Source organism: Pseudogulbenkiania subflava DSM 22618, assembly GCF_900177275.1.
GTDB classification, from domain to species: domain Bacteria; phylum Pseudomonadota; class Gammaproteobacteria; order Burkholderiales; family Chromobacteriaceae; genus Pseudogulbenkiania; species Pseudogulbenkiania subflava.
The window spans coordinates 16,080-32,175 of the sequence record NZ_FXAG01000016.1; the positions used below are offsets into that span (position 1 = coordinate 16,080).

16 protein-coding genes are annotated in these 16,096 nt (G+C 67.1%); 8 read left to right on the forward strand and 8 right to left on the reverse strand.

Annotated elements, in window-relative coordinates; translation table 11 throughout:
* Window positions 1–8 precede the first annotated feature (8 nt).
* The 5 genes from fdx to B9N72_RS14035 all read left to right on the forward strand — a co-directional run bounded on the left by fdx (window position 9) and on the right by B9N72_RS14035 (window position 2,724).
* A complete protein-coding gene (fdx, locus tag B9N72_RS14015) occupies window positions 9–350 on the forward strand; it encodes an ISC system 2Fe-2S type ferredoxin (RefSeq protein WP_085276931.1) in 342 nt (113 codons plus the stop codon).
* Between the two features lie 159 nt (window positions 351–509).
* Window positions 510–704, forward strand: coding sequence for a Fe-S cluster assembly protein IscX (iscX, locus tag B9N72_RS14020; RefSeq protein WP_085276932.1), 195 nt, complete (start codon window positions 510–512; stop codon window positions 702–704).
* 189 nt (window positions 705–893) lie between these two features.
* A complete protein-coding gene (locus tag B9N72_RS14025; protein WP_085276933.1) occupies window positions 894–1,547 on the forward strand; it encodes a glutathione S-transferase family protein in 654 nt (217 codons plus the stop codon).
* 107 nt (window positions 1,548–1,654) lie between these two features.
* Window positions 1,655–2,284 carry a uridine kinase gene (gene udk, locus B9N72_RS14030; protein ID WP_085276934.1) on the forward strand — a complete coding sequence of 210 codons (630 nt, stop codon included), beginning with the start codon at window positions 1,655–1,657 and terminating at the stop codon, window positions 2,282–2,284.
* A gap of 32 nt (window positions 2,285–2,316) precedes the next feature.
* A complete protein-coding gene (locus tag B9N72_RS14035; protein ID WP_085276935.1) occupies window positions 2,317–2,724 on the forward strand; it encodes a DUF2799 domain-containing protein in 408 nt (135 codons plus the stop codon).
* 60 nt (window positions 2,725–2,784) lie between these two features.
* Here B9N72_RS14035 and B9N72_RS14040 read toward each other — a convergent pair whose 3' ends face one another.
* Complete coding sequence (locus B9N72_RS14040) at window positions 2,785–3,240, reverse strand: Lrp/AsnC family transcriptional regulator (protein ID WP_085276936.1); 456 nt, start codon at window positions 3,238–3,240, stop codon at window positions 2,785–2,787.
* Window positions 3,241–3,374: 134 nt separating this feature from the next.
* Between B9N72_RS14040 and B9N72_RS14045 the strand changes: the two genes are divergently transcribed.
* On the forward strand, window positions 3,375–4,010 hold the full coding sequence (locus B9N72_RS14045) for a LysE family translocator (protein ID WP_085276937.1): 636 nt from the start codon (window positions 3,375–3,377) through the stop codon (window positions 4,008–4,010).
* A gap of 296 nt (window positions 4,011–4,306) precedes the next feature.
* On the forward strand, window positions 4,307–5,017 hold the full coding sequence (locus tag B9N72_RS14050) for an alanyl-tRNA editing protein (protein WP_085276938.1): 711 nt from the start codon (window positions 4,307–4,309) through the stop codon (window positions 5,015–5,017).
* Window positions 5,018–5,087: 70 nt separating this feature from the next.
* On the opposite strand, the gene B9N72_RS14055 is transcribed toward B9N72_RS14050, so the two are convergent.
* The 5 genes from B9N72_RS14055 to mltA form a co-directional block, all read right to left on the reverse strand.
* Entirely contained in the window at window positions 5,088–5,669 is a 582-nt protein-coding gene (locus B9N72_RS14055; RefSeq protein ID WP_085276939.1) for an RBBP9/YdeN family alpha/beta hydrolase, read from the reverse strand.
* A gap of 209 nt (window positions 5,670–5,878) precedes the next feature.
* Window positions 5,879–6,286: a VOC family protein gene (locus tag B9N72_RS14060; protein WP_085276940.1), complete on the reverse strand. Its 408-nt coding sequence runs from the start codon at window positions 6,284–6,286 to the stop codon at window positions 5,879–5,881.
* A gap of 1,062 nt (window positions 6,287–7,348) precedes the next feature.
* Complete coding sequence (locus B9N72_RS14065) at window positions 7,349–10,471, reverse strand: efflux RND transporter permease subunit (protein WP_085276941.1); 3,123 nt, start codon at window positions 10,469–10,471, stop codon at window positions 7,349–7,351.
* A 10-nt stretch (window positions 10,472–10,481) separates the two neighbouring features.
* A complete protein-coding gene (locus tag B9N72_RS14070) occupies window positions 10,482–11,579 on the reverse strand; it encodes an efflux RND transporter periplasmic adaptor subunit (RefSeq protein ID WP_085276942.1) in 1,098 nt (365 codons plus the stop codon).
* A 13-nt stretch (window positions 11,580–11,592) separates the two neighbouring features.
* On the reverse strand, window positions 11,593–12,840 hold the full coding sequence (mltA, locus tag B9N72_RS14075; RefSeq protein WP_085276943.1) for a murein transglycosylase A: 1,248 nt from the start codon (window positions 12,838–12,840) through the stop codon (window positions 11,593–11,595).
* A gap of 312 nt (window positions 12,841–13,152) precedes the next feature.
* Here mltA and B9N72_RS14080 point away from each other — a divergent pair, with 312 nt between their 5' ends.
* Complete coding sequence (locus B9N72_RS14080) at window positions 13,153–14,742, forward strand: methyl-accepting chemotaxis protein (protein ID WP_085276944.1); 1,590 nt, start codon at window positions 13,153–13,155, stop codon at window positions 14,740–14,742.
* 243 nt (window positions 14,743–14,985) lie between these two features.
* Here B9N72_RS14080 and B9N72_RS14085 read toward each other — a convergent pair whose 3' ends face one another.
* Both B9N72_RS14085 and B9N72_RS14090 read right to left on the reverse strand, forming a co-directional pair.
* A complete protein-coding gene (locus B9N72_RS14085; protein WP_085276945.1) occupies window positions 14,986–15,639 on the reverse strand; it encodes a response regulator transcription factor in 654 nt (217 codons plus the stop codon).
* 106 nt (window positions 15,640–15,745) lie between these two features.
* Window positions 15,746–16,066 (reverse strand): c-type cytochrome, encoded by a 321-nt coding sequence (locus B9N72_RS14090; RefSeq protein ID WP_085276946.1) that lies wholly within the window; start codon window positions 16,064–16,066, stop codon window positions 15,746–15,748.
* Window positions 16,067–16,096 lie beyond the last annotated feature (30 nt).

Genomic DNA, 16,096 nt, shown 5'->3' on the forward strand with positions numbered 1-16,096 from the left:
GATCACCCATGCCAAGAATCATCGTGCTGCCCCACGTCGAACTGTGCCCGGAAGGCGCCGTGATCGAGGATGCCGAGAGCGGCAAGAGCATCTGCGACGTGCTGCTCGAAAACCACATCGAAATCGAGCACGCCTGCGAAATGTCCTGTGCCTGCACCACCTGCCACGTGGTGGTGCGCGAGGGCATGGGGTCGCTGAACGAGGCCGACGAGCTGGAAGAAGACATGCTGGACAAGGCGTGGGGGCTGGAAGCCAACTCGCGCCTGTCGTGCCAGGCCATCGTCAGCGACGAGGACCTGGTGGTGGAGATTCCGCGCTATACCATCAACCTCGCCCGCGAGAACCACTGAGAGCTTGTGAATAAATCTGCTGCGCGTCCCTGATCGGGGCTCATGCGCTGCGCGAAATCCTCATGTACTACTTGTACATTCCGGTTTCTGTGCTGCTCTTCACCCCGCTGAGGGGCGCTCGCTACGATTTCTTTTACAAGCTCTGAGGAGAGCCGAACCATGAAATGGACCGACATCCACGACATCGCCATCGAACTGGCCGACACCCACCCGGAAGTCGACCCGACCGCGATCCGCTTCACCGACCTGCACAACTGGGTGGTGGAGCTGCCTGAATTCGACGACGACCACCAACGCGGCGGCGAGAAGGTGCTGGAAGCGATCCAGCAAGCCTGGATCGACGAAGTGGCCTGAGAGCTTGTGAATAAATCTGCTGCGCGCCCCGATCCCGTTCCTGCGATGCTCGCCGTACCATTTGTACGGCTGTGCTTCTCGAACCGGCCTGGGGGCGCTCACGACGATTTCTTGCACAAGCTTTAACTCCCGGAACGCCCTGCCTTGCCGCTGGGCGTTTTTGTTTCCACAATGAGGAGTGCTCCCGTCATGAAAGAGAACCCCATGTTCACCCTGGTCATCGGCAACAAGAATTCCTCGTCCTGGTCGCTGCGCCCCTGGCTGGTGCTGAAGATGCTGGACGAGCCGTTCAACGAACAGCTGATTCCCTTGTTTCAGCCCGATACCCAGAGCCGCATCCTGGCCGCCAACCCGGCCGGCAAGGTACCGGTGCTGCTGGACAGCAAGATCAGGGTGTGGGATTCGCTGGCGATCTGCGAATACCTGGCCGAATGCTTTCCGGCAGCTCGTCTGTGGCCGGAGGACATGGCCGAACGCGCGCTGGCCCGCTCGGTCGCCGCCGAGATGCACTCCGGCTTCGCCGCGCTGCGCCAGCACCTGCCGATGGATATCGTCTCGCGCCACAGCGGTTTCGCCGTGCCCGAGGCGGCGGCGGCCGACATCCGCCGTATCGTCGAAATGTGGGAGGAGCTGCTGCACCATCACCAGGACAACGGGCCGTTCCTGTTCGGCCATTTCACTATTGCCGACGCCATGTACGCGCCGGTGGTGGCGCGCTTCGTCAGCTACGACGTGGAGCTGCCGCCGCGCTCCCAAGCCTACGCCGACCATATCCTGGAGCTGCCGGCGATGCAGCAATGGTACGACGACGCCGAAGCGGAAGTGGGAACACCGCTCGTCTGACCCGCCCATGCGCCGTCCCCGGGACCTCGACGCCAGCGGTACCCGGCCGTGACCGGACGCCTCGCAGGCTCTAGAATGGCGCGTGTTTGCCTGACGGAACGCGCGCCATGAGCCCAGCCCTACCTCCCCCCCCTTTCATCATCGGCATTGCCGGCGGCAGCGGCAGCGGCAAGAGCACCGTGACGCGCCGCCTGGTCGAGGCCATCGGTCCCGAGCACGTGGCGCTGCTGGTGCAGGACAACTACTACCGCGACCAGCCGCAGCTATCGGCAGCGCAGCGCAGCCAGACTAACTACGACCATCCTGACGCGTTCGACTGGGCGCTGCTGCGCGAGCATCTCGCCGCGCTGGACCAAGGCCGCCCGGTCGCCATGCCGCACTACGATTTCGCCACCCATCGCCGCGCCGACCACAGCCAGACCGTCGCCGCGGCGCCGGTGATCGTGCTGGAGGGCATCCTGGCCTTGCACGATGCTGCACTACGCGAGCGCATGGCGCTCAAGCTATTCGTCGATACCGACGGCGACATCCGTTTCATCCGCCGCCTGGAACGTGACATCGCCGAGCGCGGTCGAACCCTGCAGCAAGTCGTCGCACAGTACCTGGCCACGGTGCGGCCGATGCACCAGCAGTTCGTCGAGCCCACCCGGCGCTTTGCCGACGTGATCCTGCCGCACGGTGCCAACGACCCGGCGCTCGAGCTGGTCGCCGCGCGGGTCGCCGCCGCGCGACGCTGAGCCTCCACGGCTTCCGGATTCTGGAGAAAGCGATGCCCCGTTTCCTGTTGCTTGCGCTGACGGTCCTGCTCGCCGGTTGCGCCACGCTCAACGAGCAGGAGTGCCGCAGCAAGCCCGCCGCCCGGCTCGGTCTGGAAGACGGCCGCCAGGGCTACGGGCTGTGGCGGCTGGACAAGCACGTCGAGGCCTGCGCCCGCTTCGGCCTCGGCATCGACCGCCAGGCCTATCTGGCGGCACGCGAGCAAGGCTTGCGCGAGTACTGCACGCCGGACAATGGCGAGCGCGTCGGCCGCCGCGGCGAGCGCTACGAGAACGTCTGCCCGGCGGACTTGGAAGCCCCCTTCCTCAAGCGCTACTACCCGGCCTACCTGGAGTACCGGCTGGATTACCGCGACGATTTCTGGCCGGGCTTCCCCTGGCACCGCCATCCGCGCTGGTGAGACCCGCCGGCCTGGCCATCATCGTGTTGGCGCCATGCCCGTGACGCGCCGCCGCCTGGCTCACGTTCCATCCGGTACGCAGGGCTGGATCGCGCGCGGCGGGATCGGCACCGACAGCACGATCGAGGTGCGCGTCTCGCCGAAGTGGTTGATACGGCCGATGAAGGCCTCGAGGTGGCGGGTGTCGCGCGTTACGACCTTGATGATGTAGGAGTCGCTGCCGGTGACGTGGCAGCATTCCAGCACCTCCGGCGCGGCGCGCAGCGTGTCGAGCAGGCGGTTCTTGTAGGGTTGGGCGCAGTTGATGCCGATCAGCGCGGAGAGGCCGTAACCAACCTGCTGCGGCGCCACGTCGGCGTGGTAGCCGGTGATCACGCCGGCTTCTTCCAGGCGCTTGACGCGTTCGGTGACCGCCGGCACCGACAGCGCCACGCGGCGCGCCAGCTCGGTCAGGGTGAGTCGGGCATCCTGCTGCAGGGCCTCGAGAATGGCCCAGTTTTTCCGGTCCAGTTCCATGACGATTTTCTCCCCCTTTTCATTTTAGCCTTATATTTTCAGGCGGCCATTGCTAACTTCCTGTGTTTCGCCATGTTAGCGCGGCGCTGCCGCGGGCACACTGAGGCGTATCGGAAACCCGGGAGGAGACAGGCATGGAGAGCAGTTGGGGCTTGGGTGCCAAGGCGGTGCTGATGGGGCTGGCGATTGCCGCCCCGGTGGGGCCGATCGGCCTGCTGTGCATCCAGCGCACCTTGCAGCACGGCCGGCTGGCGGGCTTCGTCAGCGGGCTGGGCGCGGCCTGCGCCGACGGGCTATATGGCGCGCTGGGCGCCTTCGGCCTCGCCGTGCTGTCGGCTTATCTGGACGGTCTGCAGCAGTGGCTGAGCCTGCCCGGCGCGGTGTTTCTGGGCTGGCTCGGCTGGCGCACCTTGCAAAGCGGAGCGGCCGCCACCAGCGCCGCCGCGCTGCCGGGAGGGCGGCTGCCGCGGCTGTTTCTCTCCACCTTCGCGCTGACGCTCGCCAACCCGATGACCATCGTCGCCTTCAGCGGGGTGTTCGCGGCGCTGGCGGCAAGCCGCAGCGCGCTGTCGGCAGCGGACGCCTGGAGCATGATCGCCGGGGTCTTTACCGGATCGGCACTGTGGTGGGGGCTGCTGGCGCTGGTCACGGGGCGGCTCGGGCAGCGGCTCGGCACACCGCAGCGGCGGTTGATCAGCCTGCTGGCCGGGGTATTGCTGCTTGGCATGGCGGCGTGGCAGCTGCTGCGCTGGCTGGACGGGCTGATCTGAGAGCCTCTTCACGATTTGTCGCGAGCAACCCTCCGCGAGATGAAGAGCAGCGCAGGAAGCGGAATGGATTGGAATACATGGGGATTTCCTATCGCTGGGCGATGGATTCGCACGCTGAGCACAGGAGCCCCGATCAGGGAGGCGCAGCACGATCGTGAACGGGTTCTGAACTGTATGGCGGGAAACGGCGGCGATTGTGCCTTGCCAAGCGACGACACCGTCCCCACTCTTCTTGAAAACGCGTTCCTCACGCTTTGGCGAGTGGCAACATCCCGACAGGACACACAGGAGAGATCATGCAGGAAGCCTTCTACCGCGACCCTTACCAGACCCGGCTGGAGACCCGGGTACGCCGCCACGACGAACAGGGCGTGGTGCTGGAAGAGACGCTGTGCTACCCGCTCGGCGGCGGCCAGCCGGGTGACTGCGCCACCCTGCGCAGCGCCGACGGCGTGGCACTGGCGGTGCTGGATACCCGCCGCGACAAGGCTACGCGCGACATCGTGCACCTGGTGGCGGCCGATGCCCCAAGGTTGGCCGGAGGCACCCCGGTGACGCTGGAGCTGGACTGGGCACGGCGCCACCGCCACATGCGCGTGCACACCTGCCTGCACCTGCTGTCGGTGGTGATCAAGGCCGGCGTCACCGGCGGCAACCTGACCACCGAATCGGGCCGGCTCGACTTCGACCTGCCGGAAGGCATGGTGCTGGATCGTGACGAGATCGAGCGCGAACTGAACCGATTGATCGCCGAGGACCGCGCGGTGAAGGTGATGATGACCTCGGGCGAGGCGCTCAAGGCGCAGCCGGAGCTGATCAAGACCATGTCGGTCACGCCGCCCTTGGAGCTGCCGGAAATCCGCCTGATCGAGGTCGACGGCGTCGACCTGCAGCCCTGCGGCGGCACTCACGTGGCGCGTACCGGCGAGATCGGCCCGGTCGTGATCAAGAAGATCGAGAGCAAGGGCGCGCGCAACAAGCGCGTGGTGGTGGCGCTGGCGGAGTGAAGCGGCCTGCCCGCCACGAGGGCGGCGGCCAGACGGCACCGTCCGTGCCGTTATTGGCAGCCCTCCAGGCTCAGGCCTGCCGCCGAGCCCCGTCCCGCCCGGCACTCACGGCGTCCAGCAAGGCGTCGAGCTGGGCCAGCCCTTCTTCCCACTGGTGGTGGCCGGACGCCACGTTGATATGACCACCATCGACCAGCCACGTCAGCGGCGCCTGCCACAGGCTGGCGATGCGGGCCGAGCGTAGCGGCCGGCAGAACGGATCGGTATCGCTGGCGACGATGCGCGCGGGGAACGGCAAAGCCTCCGCCGGCAGCGGGGCAAAGGGCTGCAGCGCAGCCGGGGCGCTGGCGCGCTCGACGTCCGCCGGCGCCACCAGCAGTGCGCCGGCCAGCTTGTGCGGATGGCGCCGGGCGTAGTGGGCGACGGTGACGCAGCCGAGACTGTGCGCGACCACCACCACCGGGCGGCGGCTCGCCTCGACGGCACGGTCGAGCCCATCGAGCCAATCTTCGAGCCGGGGCGTGTTCCACTCGTGATTGTCGACGCGGCGTGCGCCGAGCAATTGCTGCCAGTGGCTCTGCCAGTGCTCGGGGGCGGAGTTGTTCCAGCCGGGCTGGATAATGAAGTCGAAATCGGCGTAGTCGGCGCGCATGGTGCAGGCCCTGGATGAATGGTATGGGCCGACTATACAACAGCCATCAATAGCACTAAAAATAATAAAAATTTGTTTTTTAATAACCAAACGTATTTACATACACGTCCCTGGCTCAGACGGATGGTTCAATCCTCCCGTCCTCTGCCCTCTCCCTGCCATCGGCCAGGCTTCGCTCACGAATTGCCTGGCCTCCTCACTTGGCTCGATCAGCCTTCGTTTTCGGCCCCCGGCACCATGTGGACCAGTTCCCAGATGTGACCGTCGAGGTCCTGGAAGCCGTGGCCGTACATGAAGCCGTAGTCCTGTGGTTCGCTGTACGTCGAGCCGCCGGCGTCGACGGCCTTGCGCACCAGTTCGTCGACCCGCTCGCGACTTTCGACCGACAGGCACACCAGCACTTCGGTGTACTTTTTGGCGTTGCAGATTTCATTGGGCGTGAAGGTTTTGAATTTGGCTTCGGTCAGCAGCATGACGAAGATGTCGTCGGAGACGATCATGCAGGTGGCGGTCTCGTCGGTGAATTGGGGATTGAAACTGAAGCCGAGGTTGGTGAAAAAGGCGATGGAGTTGGTGAGGTCGCTCACCGGCAGGTTGACGAAAATCTGGGGGCGCATGGGGGTCGTCCTGTGGGATGGGGGTATGTCTAGGTATAGCCTCCGAATCACGGAGGTGACCCAGTTGTTGCCATAATGGGTGGGGCTGGTTCTGCCAGGCTGGGAGGCAGAGCCTGCAATGATCCGGTTGTTTCTTCCGATACTGCTGGCGAGTGTGCAGGGTGCCGGTTCCGCCCGGCGGACGGGCGGATTGGTCGCATCGGTCATGTTTTGACTCCGGGAGAAGCTGGCGAGTGTGCGGGGGCCGGTTCCGCCCGGCGGACGGGAAGGGGGAGTTTGCGTCGCCAAACTCCCCCTTCACCCCCAAAGGCGACCCCCACCGCTATTCCTTCGCGACGCTTCGCTTGCCTCGCTCAGTCAGGCCTTCGGCTTCCCGCCGGGGCCCGGCCATGGCAAGGCGCGGCTGGAACTAGCCGGGCGCTAACGTCGCCCGGCGTCGAACAGCCAGCCGCTTAAAACCTTGCCATGCCCACCCAGCGGCACGACAAAAGGGGGGCCCGCTACTGACGAATTAACTGGGTTGATTTGGATTGGTGAAAAGGCAAACCCAAAGCAAAAGCCGACGAGGCAGGCTAAGCAGTTGTGGATAACTGCCTTCGGCCCACACAGCCGAGAGCACCCACGTTTCCTCCTTTGCCTGTTATCCCCAAAACTAAGACATGACCGACGCGCCCCACCCGCCCTTCTGCCGCGCCGACTGGATGGGGGATGGCGAGGTCTTAAGCGGCGGGCTGTTCGACGCCGGGCGACGTTAGCGACCGGCTAGTTTCCGCCGCACCTCGCCATCCTCCAGCCAGACGGAGACAAGCGGCGGTGGGCTCGCCTTGGGAGCGTCGAGGGGCTTGGCGAGACAAGCCCCTCGACCCGCCTGCCGGGCGGGACCGGCAAGCCCCACACCTCTGCCACCCCAGGCAAGCAACAACCCAGGCGAGGAGGCCAAGTGATACCGCCCCCCACACACTCGCCAGCAACATTGATTGAGGCCACAGAAAACGACAGCGCCACGGCAAAACCGTGGCGCTGTTTTCATTCAGACCGCTCGGCGGCGGACTGCCGATGCCACTACGACACCCGCCCCACCTCTCCGCCACGCTTGCCACCCCACATCCGCCGCACCCGCTCGCGCAGGCCGTCGAGGTAGGTGTACACCACCGGCAGCACCAGCAGCGTCAGCAGCGTCGAGGTCACCATGCCGCCGATGATGGCGTGCGCCATCGGCGCGCGCGATTCGGAGCCTTCGCCCGCCCCCAGCGCCAGGGGCAGCATGCCGCAGATCATCGCCAGGCTGGTCATCATGATCGGCCGCAGTCGTACCCGTCCGGCCTCGACGATGGCGTCCTCGCGTGTCATGCCCTCGCGGCGCGACTGGTTGATGAAGTCGACCAGCAGGATGCCGTTCTTGGCGGCGAGCCCCATCAGCATGACGATGCCGATCACCGAGAACATGTTGAGCGTGGAGCCGAATGCGAGCAGGCCCAGGAACACGCCGACGAAAGCCAGCGGCAGCGCCACCATGATCGACAGCGGCAGGGTGAAGCTGCGGAACTGCGCCACCAGGATCATGTAGATGAAGATCACCCCCATCGCCAGCGCCTGCACGGCGAAGCTCAGCGACTCCTGCATGTCCTGGCGCTCGCCCTGTTGCGCCAGCGTCACCCCCGGCGGCAGCGTGAGCGACGCCGTGAGCTTGCCGATGTCGGCGAATACCGAGCCGGTATCGCGGCCGGACACGTTGGCGGTCAGCGTCACCTCGCGCAGCAGGTCGACGCGGTCGATCTGGCGCGGGCTCTCGGCGTTCCGGGTGGCGGAGACGGTGGAGAGCGGCACCATCGGCTTGTGGCCCTGGGCATCGCTGGGGCCGGCCACGGTCAGCACGTCGAGCAGGCCCTCGCGGCGCTGCTCCTTGGGCACCTGCAGGCGCACGTCGTAATTCTCGCCGTCCGGCGCCTCCCAGGTGGTGACGACATTGCCGGCCAGCAGCGTGGACAGGCTCTCGCCCACCGCGGCGAGATCGATGCCGAGGCTGGCGGCGGCGTCGCGCCGCACTTCGACGTTGAGCGCCGGGTCGGCCTCGCTCAGGCTGGACTCGATGTCGCTGACGCCGGGAATGGCGACGAGCCGGCGTTGCAGATCGGCCGCGGCCTGTTCGAGCTGGGCAAGGTCGCTGCCCCGGAGGCCGATGTTGACCGGCTTGCCGCCACCGCCCTTCTTGCCCAGCTCTTCGATCGACAGGATCTGCACACCGGCCAGCCGGCCGCTCTCGCGCCGCGCCGCGTCCATCAGCGCGAACAGGCCGCGCTGCCGCTGCTTCTTGTTGCCGACGTTGACGATGAGGCGCCCCTCGTTCTTGCTGGCACCGAAGCGGCCGCCGCCGACGATGATGTTGACCGACCTCACCTCGGGCAGGCGGCGCAGCGCACGCTCCAGCTCGCGCGCCTTGCCTTCGGTGTAGGCCAGCGAGGAGCCGGGGGCGGTCTTGAAGCTCAGCGCAAACTCGCCCTTGTCCTCGCGCGGCAGGAATTCGCCGCCGATCACCGGCACCAGCGCGAAGCTGCCGGCGGTCAGCGCCAGCGCCGCCGCCAGCACCGTCTTGCGGTGGCCCAGCGCCCAGCGGATCACCCCGACGTAGCCTTCGGCCAACCTGTCGAGCGAGTTTTCGAATCCGTCGAGCAGGCGCCCGAGCGGGCCCTTGTGGCGGTCGCCGTGGTGGTGCGGGTCATGCCAGATCGAGGACAGCATCGGGTCGAGGGTGAAACTGACCAGCATCGAGATCAGCACCGCCACGGTCACGGTGAGGCCGAATTCGTGGAAGAACTTGCCGATGATGCCGCCCATGAAGCCGACCGGCAGGAACACCGCCACCACCGTCAGCGTGGTGGCGAACACCGCCAGGCCGATCTCCTCGGTGCCCTGCAAGGCCGCCTGGAAATGGCCCTTGCCCATGTTGGCGTGGCGCACGATGTTCTCGCGCACCACGATGGCGTCGTCGATCAACAGCCCGATCGACAGCGACAGCGCCATCAGCGTCATCAGGTTGAGGGTGAAGCCCAGCGCCTGCACCGCAAACAGCGTGCCGATCAGCGACACCGGCAGGGTCAGCCCGGTGATCACCGTGCTGCGCCAGCTGCCGAGGAACAAGAACACGATCAGCACCGTCAGCACCGCGCCCTCGATCAGCGTGGCGCGCACGTCGGCCAGCGAGTTCTTGACGTCCTGCGACTTGTCGTAGGTGTAGGTGACCACCGTGCCCGGCGGCATCTGGCCGCGCTCGGCGGCGATGACCCGCTTCACGCCGTCTGCCACCTCGACCACGTTGGCGCCGCGCGCAGCGCGGATCTCCAGCCCGACCGCGGGCTTGCCATCGATCAGCGACACGCTGGAGGGTTCGGCCTCGGCATCGCTGACCTCGGCCACGTCGGCGAGCCGCACCGGGTTGCCGTTCTGCCAGGCCAGCGGCAGCGCGGCGAAGTCGGCCGGCGACTTGAGCTTGCCGGCCACGCGCACCGACAGCTCGCGGCTGCTGGTGCCGACGTCGCCGGCCGGGTAGTCCTGGTTGGCCTGGCGCAACACCGCCGCCACGTCGGGCAGCGACAGCCCGGCCGCCTCGAGCCGGTAGGGGTCAAGGTCGATGCGCAGTTCGCGCTTGGCCCCGCCGACCAGCTTGGCCTCGCCAACACCGGACACGGTCTGCAGCCGCTTCTTCAGCACGTTGTCGACCCAGGTGGTCAGGGTGCGCGGGCTGACCTCGGGCGAACTCAGCGTAATCGACAGCAAGGGCTGGTCATTGGGGTTGAACTGCGACACCGTGGGGGTGGAGATTTCGCGCCGGAAGCGCCCCTGCACCGAGCCGACGCGGTCGCGCACGTCCTGCACCGCGACATTGGGATCGGTGGAGAGCTCGAACTCGACCACGATGGTGGAGCTGCCCTCGAAGGAATAGGAACGGATGTGCTTGATGCCGCTGATGGTGTTGATCGCCTCTTCCAGCGGCCGGCTCACCTCGCTCTCCACCACTTCGGGGGAGGCGCCGCTGTAGGTCGTGCTGACCACCGCCACCGGGAAGCGGATGTCGGGAAACTCCTCCACCGGCAGACGCCAGGCGGCGAACAGACCCAAGACCAACAGTGCCAGCATCAGCACCGTGGCAAAGTAGGGGTTGCGGATACTGACGCGGGTCAACCACATGGCGGCGTCCTCAACGTGCGCCGGCGAGCGTCACCGCATCGCCCGGGTTGACGCCCAGCAGGTTGGCGGCCAACAGCGTCTCGCCCGGCTTGACGCCGCCGACGGCGGCGCGCCCGGCGCCCTCGGCCAGCAAGCGCACACTGACCGGACGCTTGACGATCCGGCCGTGCTCCACCAGCAACACCCACGGTTTGCTGCCCGGGTCGTGCAGCGCCGCGAGCGGCAGGCTGACCGCATCGGCGACCTCGTTGAGCACGATGCCGCCCTTGGCGAACTGGCCGGCGCTGAGCCGGCCGTCGCGGTTGGCCACACGCAGGTAGACGGTGAAGCTGCGCGTGCCGCCCGCCGCGACCGGGTTGAGCCGCACCAGCTCGGCATCGAATTCTTCGGCCAACCCTTCGACGCTGAAACGGGCATGCTGGCCGACGTGCAGCTTGCCGACCAGCCGCGCCGGCACGCTGGCCGCCAGTTCCAGCACCGACAGGTCGGCAATGCGGAACAGCGGCGTATTGCGCTGCGCCAGCTCGCCCGGGTTGATGGCGCGCTGGTACACCACGCCGTCGATCGGCGCGCTGAGGCGGGTATCGCCCAGCGATTTGCGCGCGCGCGCCAGCTGCGCTTCCTGGGCTTTCAGCTCGCCGACCCGCACCTGGAAATCGCTCTCCACTTCCTCGAACGCCAGGCGCGAGATGAAGCCCCGGTCGTACAGCTCGCGCTGCTTGTCGCGCTTGACGCGCGCCAAGCCCAGCCGTGCCCGGCTGTTGGCAAGCTGCGCCTCCTGCTCGGCCACGCTCTGCGCCAGGGTCTCGTTGTCGAGCCGCGCCAGCAACTGGCCGCGCCGCACCCGTTCGCCCTCGCGCACCGCCACCTCGCGTACCACCGCCTCGACCTCGGCGGCGACGGTGCTGCTGTCGAGCGCGTTGAGGGTACCGGTAAAGGCCAGGGTGTCGGCCAGCGGTGCCACCTTGGCGACCAGCACGTCCCCTGCGGCCAGCTCGCGTGCCGGCGGCGCCTTGGTCCCCTCCTCCTTGGCGGCGGATGACGAGGACTCGTTGCAGGCGGTCAGCACCAGCAACGACAGGATGAGGAGGAACGGGGTTGGTTTCATGGTCGGGTCCGGATCAAATGGCCTGGCTCGGCTTCATGCCCTTGGGCAGCAGGATCCACAGGCTGCCCGGCTGTTTCATGCGCCCGGCGTACATGCCGGCCTCGGTGCCGAAGCCCCAGAAGAAGTCGGCGCGAATCGGCCCGCGGATCGCCCCGCCGGTGTCCTGCGCGTGCACCAGCCGCACCAGCGGCTGGTTCGACAGCGGCCAGGTGGTGGACAGGTAGACCGGGGCGCCGAGCGGGATGTAGCGCGGGTCGACGGCGATGCTGTAGCCGTCGGTGAGCGGCACGCCCAGTGTGCCGAGCGGCCCGCCCTCGGCGTGCGCCAGCGGCTTGAAGAACACGTAGCTCGGGTTGACGTTGAACAGCTCCTGCTGGCGCCCCGGATGCGCCTTGATCCAGTCCTGGATGCCCTGCATCGAGGCGTCGGCCAGGGTCAGCTCGCCGCGATCCACCAGCCAGCGGCCGATCGACTGGTAGGCGTAGCCGTTCTGCTCGGCGTAGCCGACGCGCAGGAAGCTGCCGTCCTCGAGCTGGATGCGGCCCGAACCCTGGACCTGCAGGAAGAACAGCTCGACCGGGTTTTCCACCCAGGCCAGCACCGGCGCGCTGCCGACGCCCTGGCCCTGCTCGATCTCGGCGCGGGTGTAGTAGGGCCGCAGGCGCTGGCCCACGAGCCGGCCGCGCAGCTTGTTGGTACGGCCGTCGCTGGGGAAGTCGGCCGGCCGCACTTCCACCTCGCCAGGACCGGCCACGGTCGCGCCGGCACGCAGCGTCAGCTTGTTGCCCGACCCGCGCCGCGCCACCAGCACGCTCTTGGCGCGCTCGGCGGGCGGCACGTCCAGCGTCAAGAGATCGGCCGGCACGCCGTACAGCGGATACGGGGTGCGCGCCGTCTTGACGCGGCTGCCGTTGAGCAACGGCTCGTAGTAGCCGGTGATGAGCCCGCTGTCGCGCTCGCCGTCGCGCAGCTTCCAGGCCTGGAATTGGGTCTCGAAGAAACGGCGTACCGCGGCGGCGTCGTTGGCCGGGACGGCGGCGGCGGTGCGGCACACGCCGCTCCATTCCGGCTTTTTCGCCACCGCTTTGCAGCTTTGCTGCAGCGCCGTCAGCGACTCGCCCGCGGCTTGCTGCTGCCACTGCGGCAGTTCGGCCACGCTGGCGGTTTCGAAACGAACCGAGGTATCCGCCGGGCGCGGCGCCACGGCGCACGCCGCCAGCAGCAGTACCGGCAACAACAGACTGAGTTTTCTGGAAATCACGCTTGCGACTCGATTGAATGCCGGCCACCCGCCACCGCAATCGGCGCGGGCGGCTCGTAATAAAGGGAACACGTCGCCCCCGATTGTAACCGTCCCGAGGCGCCATGAGCAGGAGGGAGGGTAGACCCGCGGCGGGGGCGGCGAGTTCATGCCGCCTGGCCGAGCGTCGTCCGGCGCGCCAAAACACTGCTTGCAGTATGGATAACTTCAGCTAGAACAGATGTTAGAAGCACCCATGCAATGCCATAAGAATAACTCATTTGCCATGGTGCCGGGCCTCCGGCAGCCATTCCTTCCATCCAAGGGGGCAGCATGCGCCAGAACCTTCCCGTCACCGAGCAGGAGTTGTTTCTCGACCCGCGCCGGCCGATCGTCACCAAGACCGATCTCAAGGGCCGCATCACCTACGCCAATCCCGCCTTCGTCGAGATCAGCGGTTTTGCCGAGGCGGAACTGATCGGCCAGCCGCACAACGTGGTGCGCCACCCCGACATGCCGCCGGCGGCGTTCCAGGACCTGTGGGACACCATCAAGGACGGCCATCCCTGGCAGGGCCTGGTGAAGAACCGCGCCAAGGGCGGCGGCTTCTACTGGGTCGACGCCTACGTCACGCCGCTCACCGAGCACGGCCGGCACGTCGGCTACATGTCGGTGCGCGCGGCCCCGGCGCGCGACAAGGTGAGCGAAGCCGAGCGGCTGTACCGCGAGATCAACGCCGGCCACGCCACCTTTCCGGCCACCCGGCGCCAGCACCACACCTCCTGGCTGACATGGCAGTTAGCGATCCTCGCCACGACGCTGCTGCTGGGAGCGGCCAGCGCTTGGCCTGCCTCGCCCCTGCTGCGCGAGGGAGGGCTGTTGCTGGTGCTGTTGGCCAGCGGCACGGCAACGCTGCTGCTGCAGCAACGGGTGCGCGCCACGCTGCGGCGCGCCGACGCGGCACTGACCGATTTCGGTGAAGGCAACTTCAAGACCCCGATCGCCGAGCAGGGGCCGCGCGAGTGCGCCATGCTGCTGCAGCGCCTGGAGACCACCCGCATCAACCTGCGCGCCATCCTCGCCGACGTGGTGTCGGCCACCGAGCGCATCGGCCAGGACGCCCAGCGCATCGGCGAGCAGGCCGAGACGCTACGCGCGCGCGCCAAGGACGAGAGCAACGACATCGCCCAGGTGGCCGCCGCGCTAGAGCAGCTCACTGTCTCGGTCAACGAGATCGCCGATTCCACCCGCCTCGGCTCCGAACACGCCGCCACCGCGCGCCAGTTGGTCCAGGCGGGCAACCAGCGCATGCAGCACTCGCTGCAACGCACCGACGACCTGCGCGGCGTCATCGCCCAGGCACGCGACACCATCGCCACCCTGCACACGGCCGTGGCGCGCATCGGCTCGGTCACCGAGCTGATCCGGGACGTCGCCGACCAGACCAACATGCTGGCGCTCAACGCGGCGATCGAGGCGGCACGCGCCGGCGAGCAGGGACGCGGCTTCGCCGTGGTGGCGGACGAAGTCAGAAAGTTGGCCGAACGCACCAGCAACAGCACCGCCGAGATCAGCGCCTCGATCAGTCAGGTGCAACTGCACGCCCACGGTGCGCTGTCCTCGATCGATAGCGCCAGCCAGGTCACCGGCCAGGCCAGCGCACTGATCGGCGAGACCTCGGCCAGCCTGGGCCAGATCGAGCAGGCCAGCCTCGGGGTCGCCGACAGCGCCCGCGACATCGCGGCGATGCTGAACCAGCAGTCGCAGGCTTCCAACGAGGTGGCGCACAACATGGAGAAAGTCAGCGCCATCACCGAAAGCAACGCGCACAGCGTGGAACAGGCGGCGGACGCGGTGGGCAAGCTGTTTGACACCACCAAGGCACTGAAGAGCCTGGTGGCGCATTTCGAAAAGTCGCTCTAAGAGCCTGTTCACGATCTGTCTCGAACAGCCCTCAGCGGGGTGAAGAGCAACGCAGGAACCCTCATGAACTGGAGAGTACATGAGGGGTCCCGCTCGCGGAGCGAATCTCTGCATGCACATCGTTGATGTGCCCAGCGAAAGATTCCCACACAGGGCACATGAGCCCCGATCAAGGATGCGCAGCGAGATCGGGAACGGGTTTCAAGGGAATGACGCCAGCCAGAACGGTGCCGGCGCGCCGCATCACATGCGCAGCAAGGCGCCGACCTTGATCACCGCCTGGGTGCGGCTGGAGACCTTGAGCTTGCGCAGGATGGCCGAGACGTGGGCCTTGACGGTGCTCTCGGCGATGTTGAGTTCGATCGCCACCACCTTGTTCGACTTGCCGCCGACGATGTAGTCGAGCACGCAGCGCTCCTGCTTGGTGAGCAGGGCGAGACGGCTGGCCAGGTCCTGCAGCTGTTCGGGACTGCTGCCAGGCACCCCGGTGTCGCGGTCGGCCAGCGACGGCGGCAGGTAGATGTCGCCGCCCAACACCGCGTTCACCGCCTCGGTCATGCTGTCGCGCGAGAAGGACTTGGGGATGAAGCCGGAGGCGCCCACCGACATCGCCGCCTCCACGGTGCTGTGGCGCTCGTCGGCCGAGACCACGATCACCGGCAGCGTCGGCGCCTGCTGGCGCAGCCGGGCGAGCCCGGCCAGACCGTCCATACCCGGCATGTTGATGTCGATCATCGCCAGCTCGATGTTGGGGTTGCGGCGCACCGCGTCGAGTGCTGCGTCCAGCGACTCGCACTCGACGATCTCGCTGCCCTCGCCCAACGCGGAAGACACCACCAGTCGCATGGCCTCGCGAAACAGCGGATGGTCGTCCGCAATCAACACCGTGGCTTCCATCTTGAACGGCTCCCGGAGCCCTCGGCCTACCGCGCGGGGGCAGCGCGCGGCGTGACGACGGGCTCGAAAACAAACCGGCGGGGCGTGATGCCCAGCCGGCTCGGAATCATTTCAGACTCAGGACCCATTCGACGATGCGATGGATATCCTCGTCTTTGACTTGGGCTTGCGGCGGCATGCCGGCACTGCCCCAGACACCGCTGCCCCCTTCCTTGACCTTGAGGACCAGCTTGTCGACTGCGCCCTTCTCCCCATCATAACGCTCGGCCACGTCCTTGTAAGCAGGACCGATCACTTTTCGCTGGACGCTGTGACAGGCGAAGCAGCCACTCTTCTTGGCCAGCGATTCCCCAGCGGAGGGCTCGGCCGAAGCCAGAGCGGGCAACAGGACCAGGCCCGCCACGACGATATGCAATGCTTTCAACATGATTCTCTCCTGCCGGCGGCATGCCAGGGC

Bases quoted from the DNA above. Each gene is read 5' to 3' on its own strand.
- B9N72_RS14060 (WP_085276940.1), bottom strand. From the start codon at position 6,286: ATGCGCCCCCAGATTTTCGTCAACCTGCCGGTGAGCGACCTCACCAAC.
- B9N72_RS14085 (WP_085276945.1), bottom strand. From the start codon at position 15,639: ATGGAAGCCACGGTGTTGATTGCGGACGACCATCCGCTGTTTCGCGAG.
- B9N72_RS14080 (WP_085276944.1), top strand. From the start codon at position 13,153: ATGCGCCAGAACCTTCCCGTCACCGAGCAGGAGTTGTTTCTCGACCCG.
- B9N72_RS14025 (WP_085276933.1), top strand. From the start codon at position 894: ATGAAAGAGAACCCCATGTTCACCCTGGTCATCGGCAACAAGAATTCC.
- B9N72_RS14055 (WP_085276939.1), bottom strand. From the start codon at position 5,669: ATGCGCGCCGACTACGCCGATTTCGACTTCATTATCCAGCCCGGCTGG.
- B9N72_RS14070 (WP_085276942.1), bottom strand. From the start codon at position 11,579: ATGAAACCAACCCCGTTCCTCCTCATCCTGTCGTTGCTGGTGCTGACC.
- iscX (WP_085276932.1), top strand. From the start codon at position 510: ATGAAATGGACCGACATCCACGACATCGCCATCGAACTGGCCGACACC.
- B9N72_RS14065 (WP_085276941.1), bottom strand. From the start codon at position 10,471: ATGTGGTTGACCCGCGTCAGTATCCGCAACCCCTACTTTGCCACGGTG.
- B9N72_RS14090 (WP_085276946.1), bottom strand. From the start codon at position 16,066: ATGTTGAAAGCATTGCATATCGTCGTGGCGGGCCTGGTCCTGTTGCCC.
- B9N72_RS14050 (WP_085276938.1), top strand. From the start codon at position 4,307: ATGCAGGAAGCCTTCTACCGCGACCCTTACCAGACCCGGCTGGAGACC.
- B9N72_RS14045 (WP_085276937.1), top strand. From the start codon at position 3,375: ATGGAGAGCAGTTGGGGCTTGGGTGCCAAGGCGGTGCTGATGGGGCTG.
- B9N72_RS14035 (WP_085276935.1), top strand. From the start codon at position 2,317: ATGCCCCGTTTCCTGTTGCTTGCGCTGACGGTCCTGCTCGCCGGTTGC.
- udk (WP_085276934.1), top strand. From the start codon at position 1,655: ATGAGCCCAGCCCTACCTCCCCCCCCTTTCATCATCGGCATTGCCGGC.
- B9N72_RS14040 (WP_085276936.1), bottom strand. From the start codon at position 3,240: ATGGAACTGGACCGGAAAAACTGGGCCATTCTCGAGGCCCTGCAGCAG.
- fdx (WP_085276931.1), top strand. From the start codon at position 9: ATGCCAAGAATCATCGTGCTGCCCCACGTCGAACTGTGCCCGGAAGGC.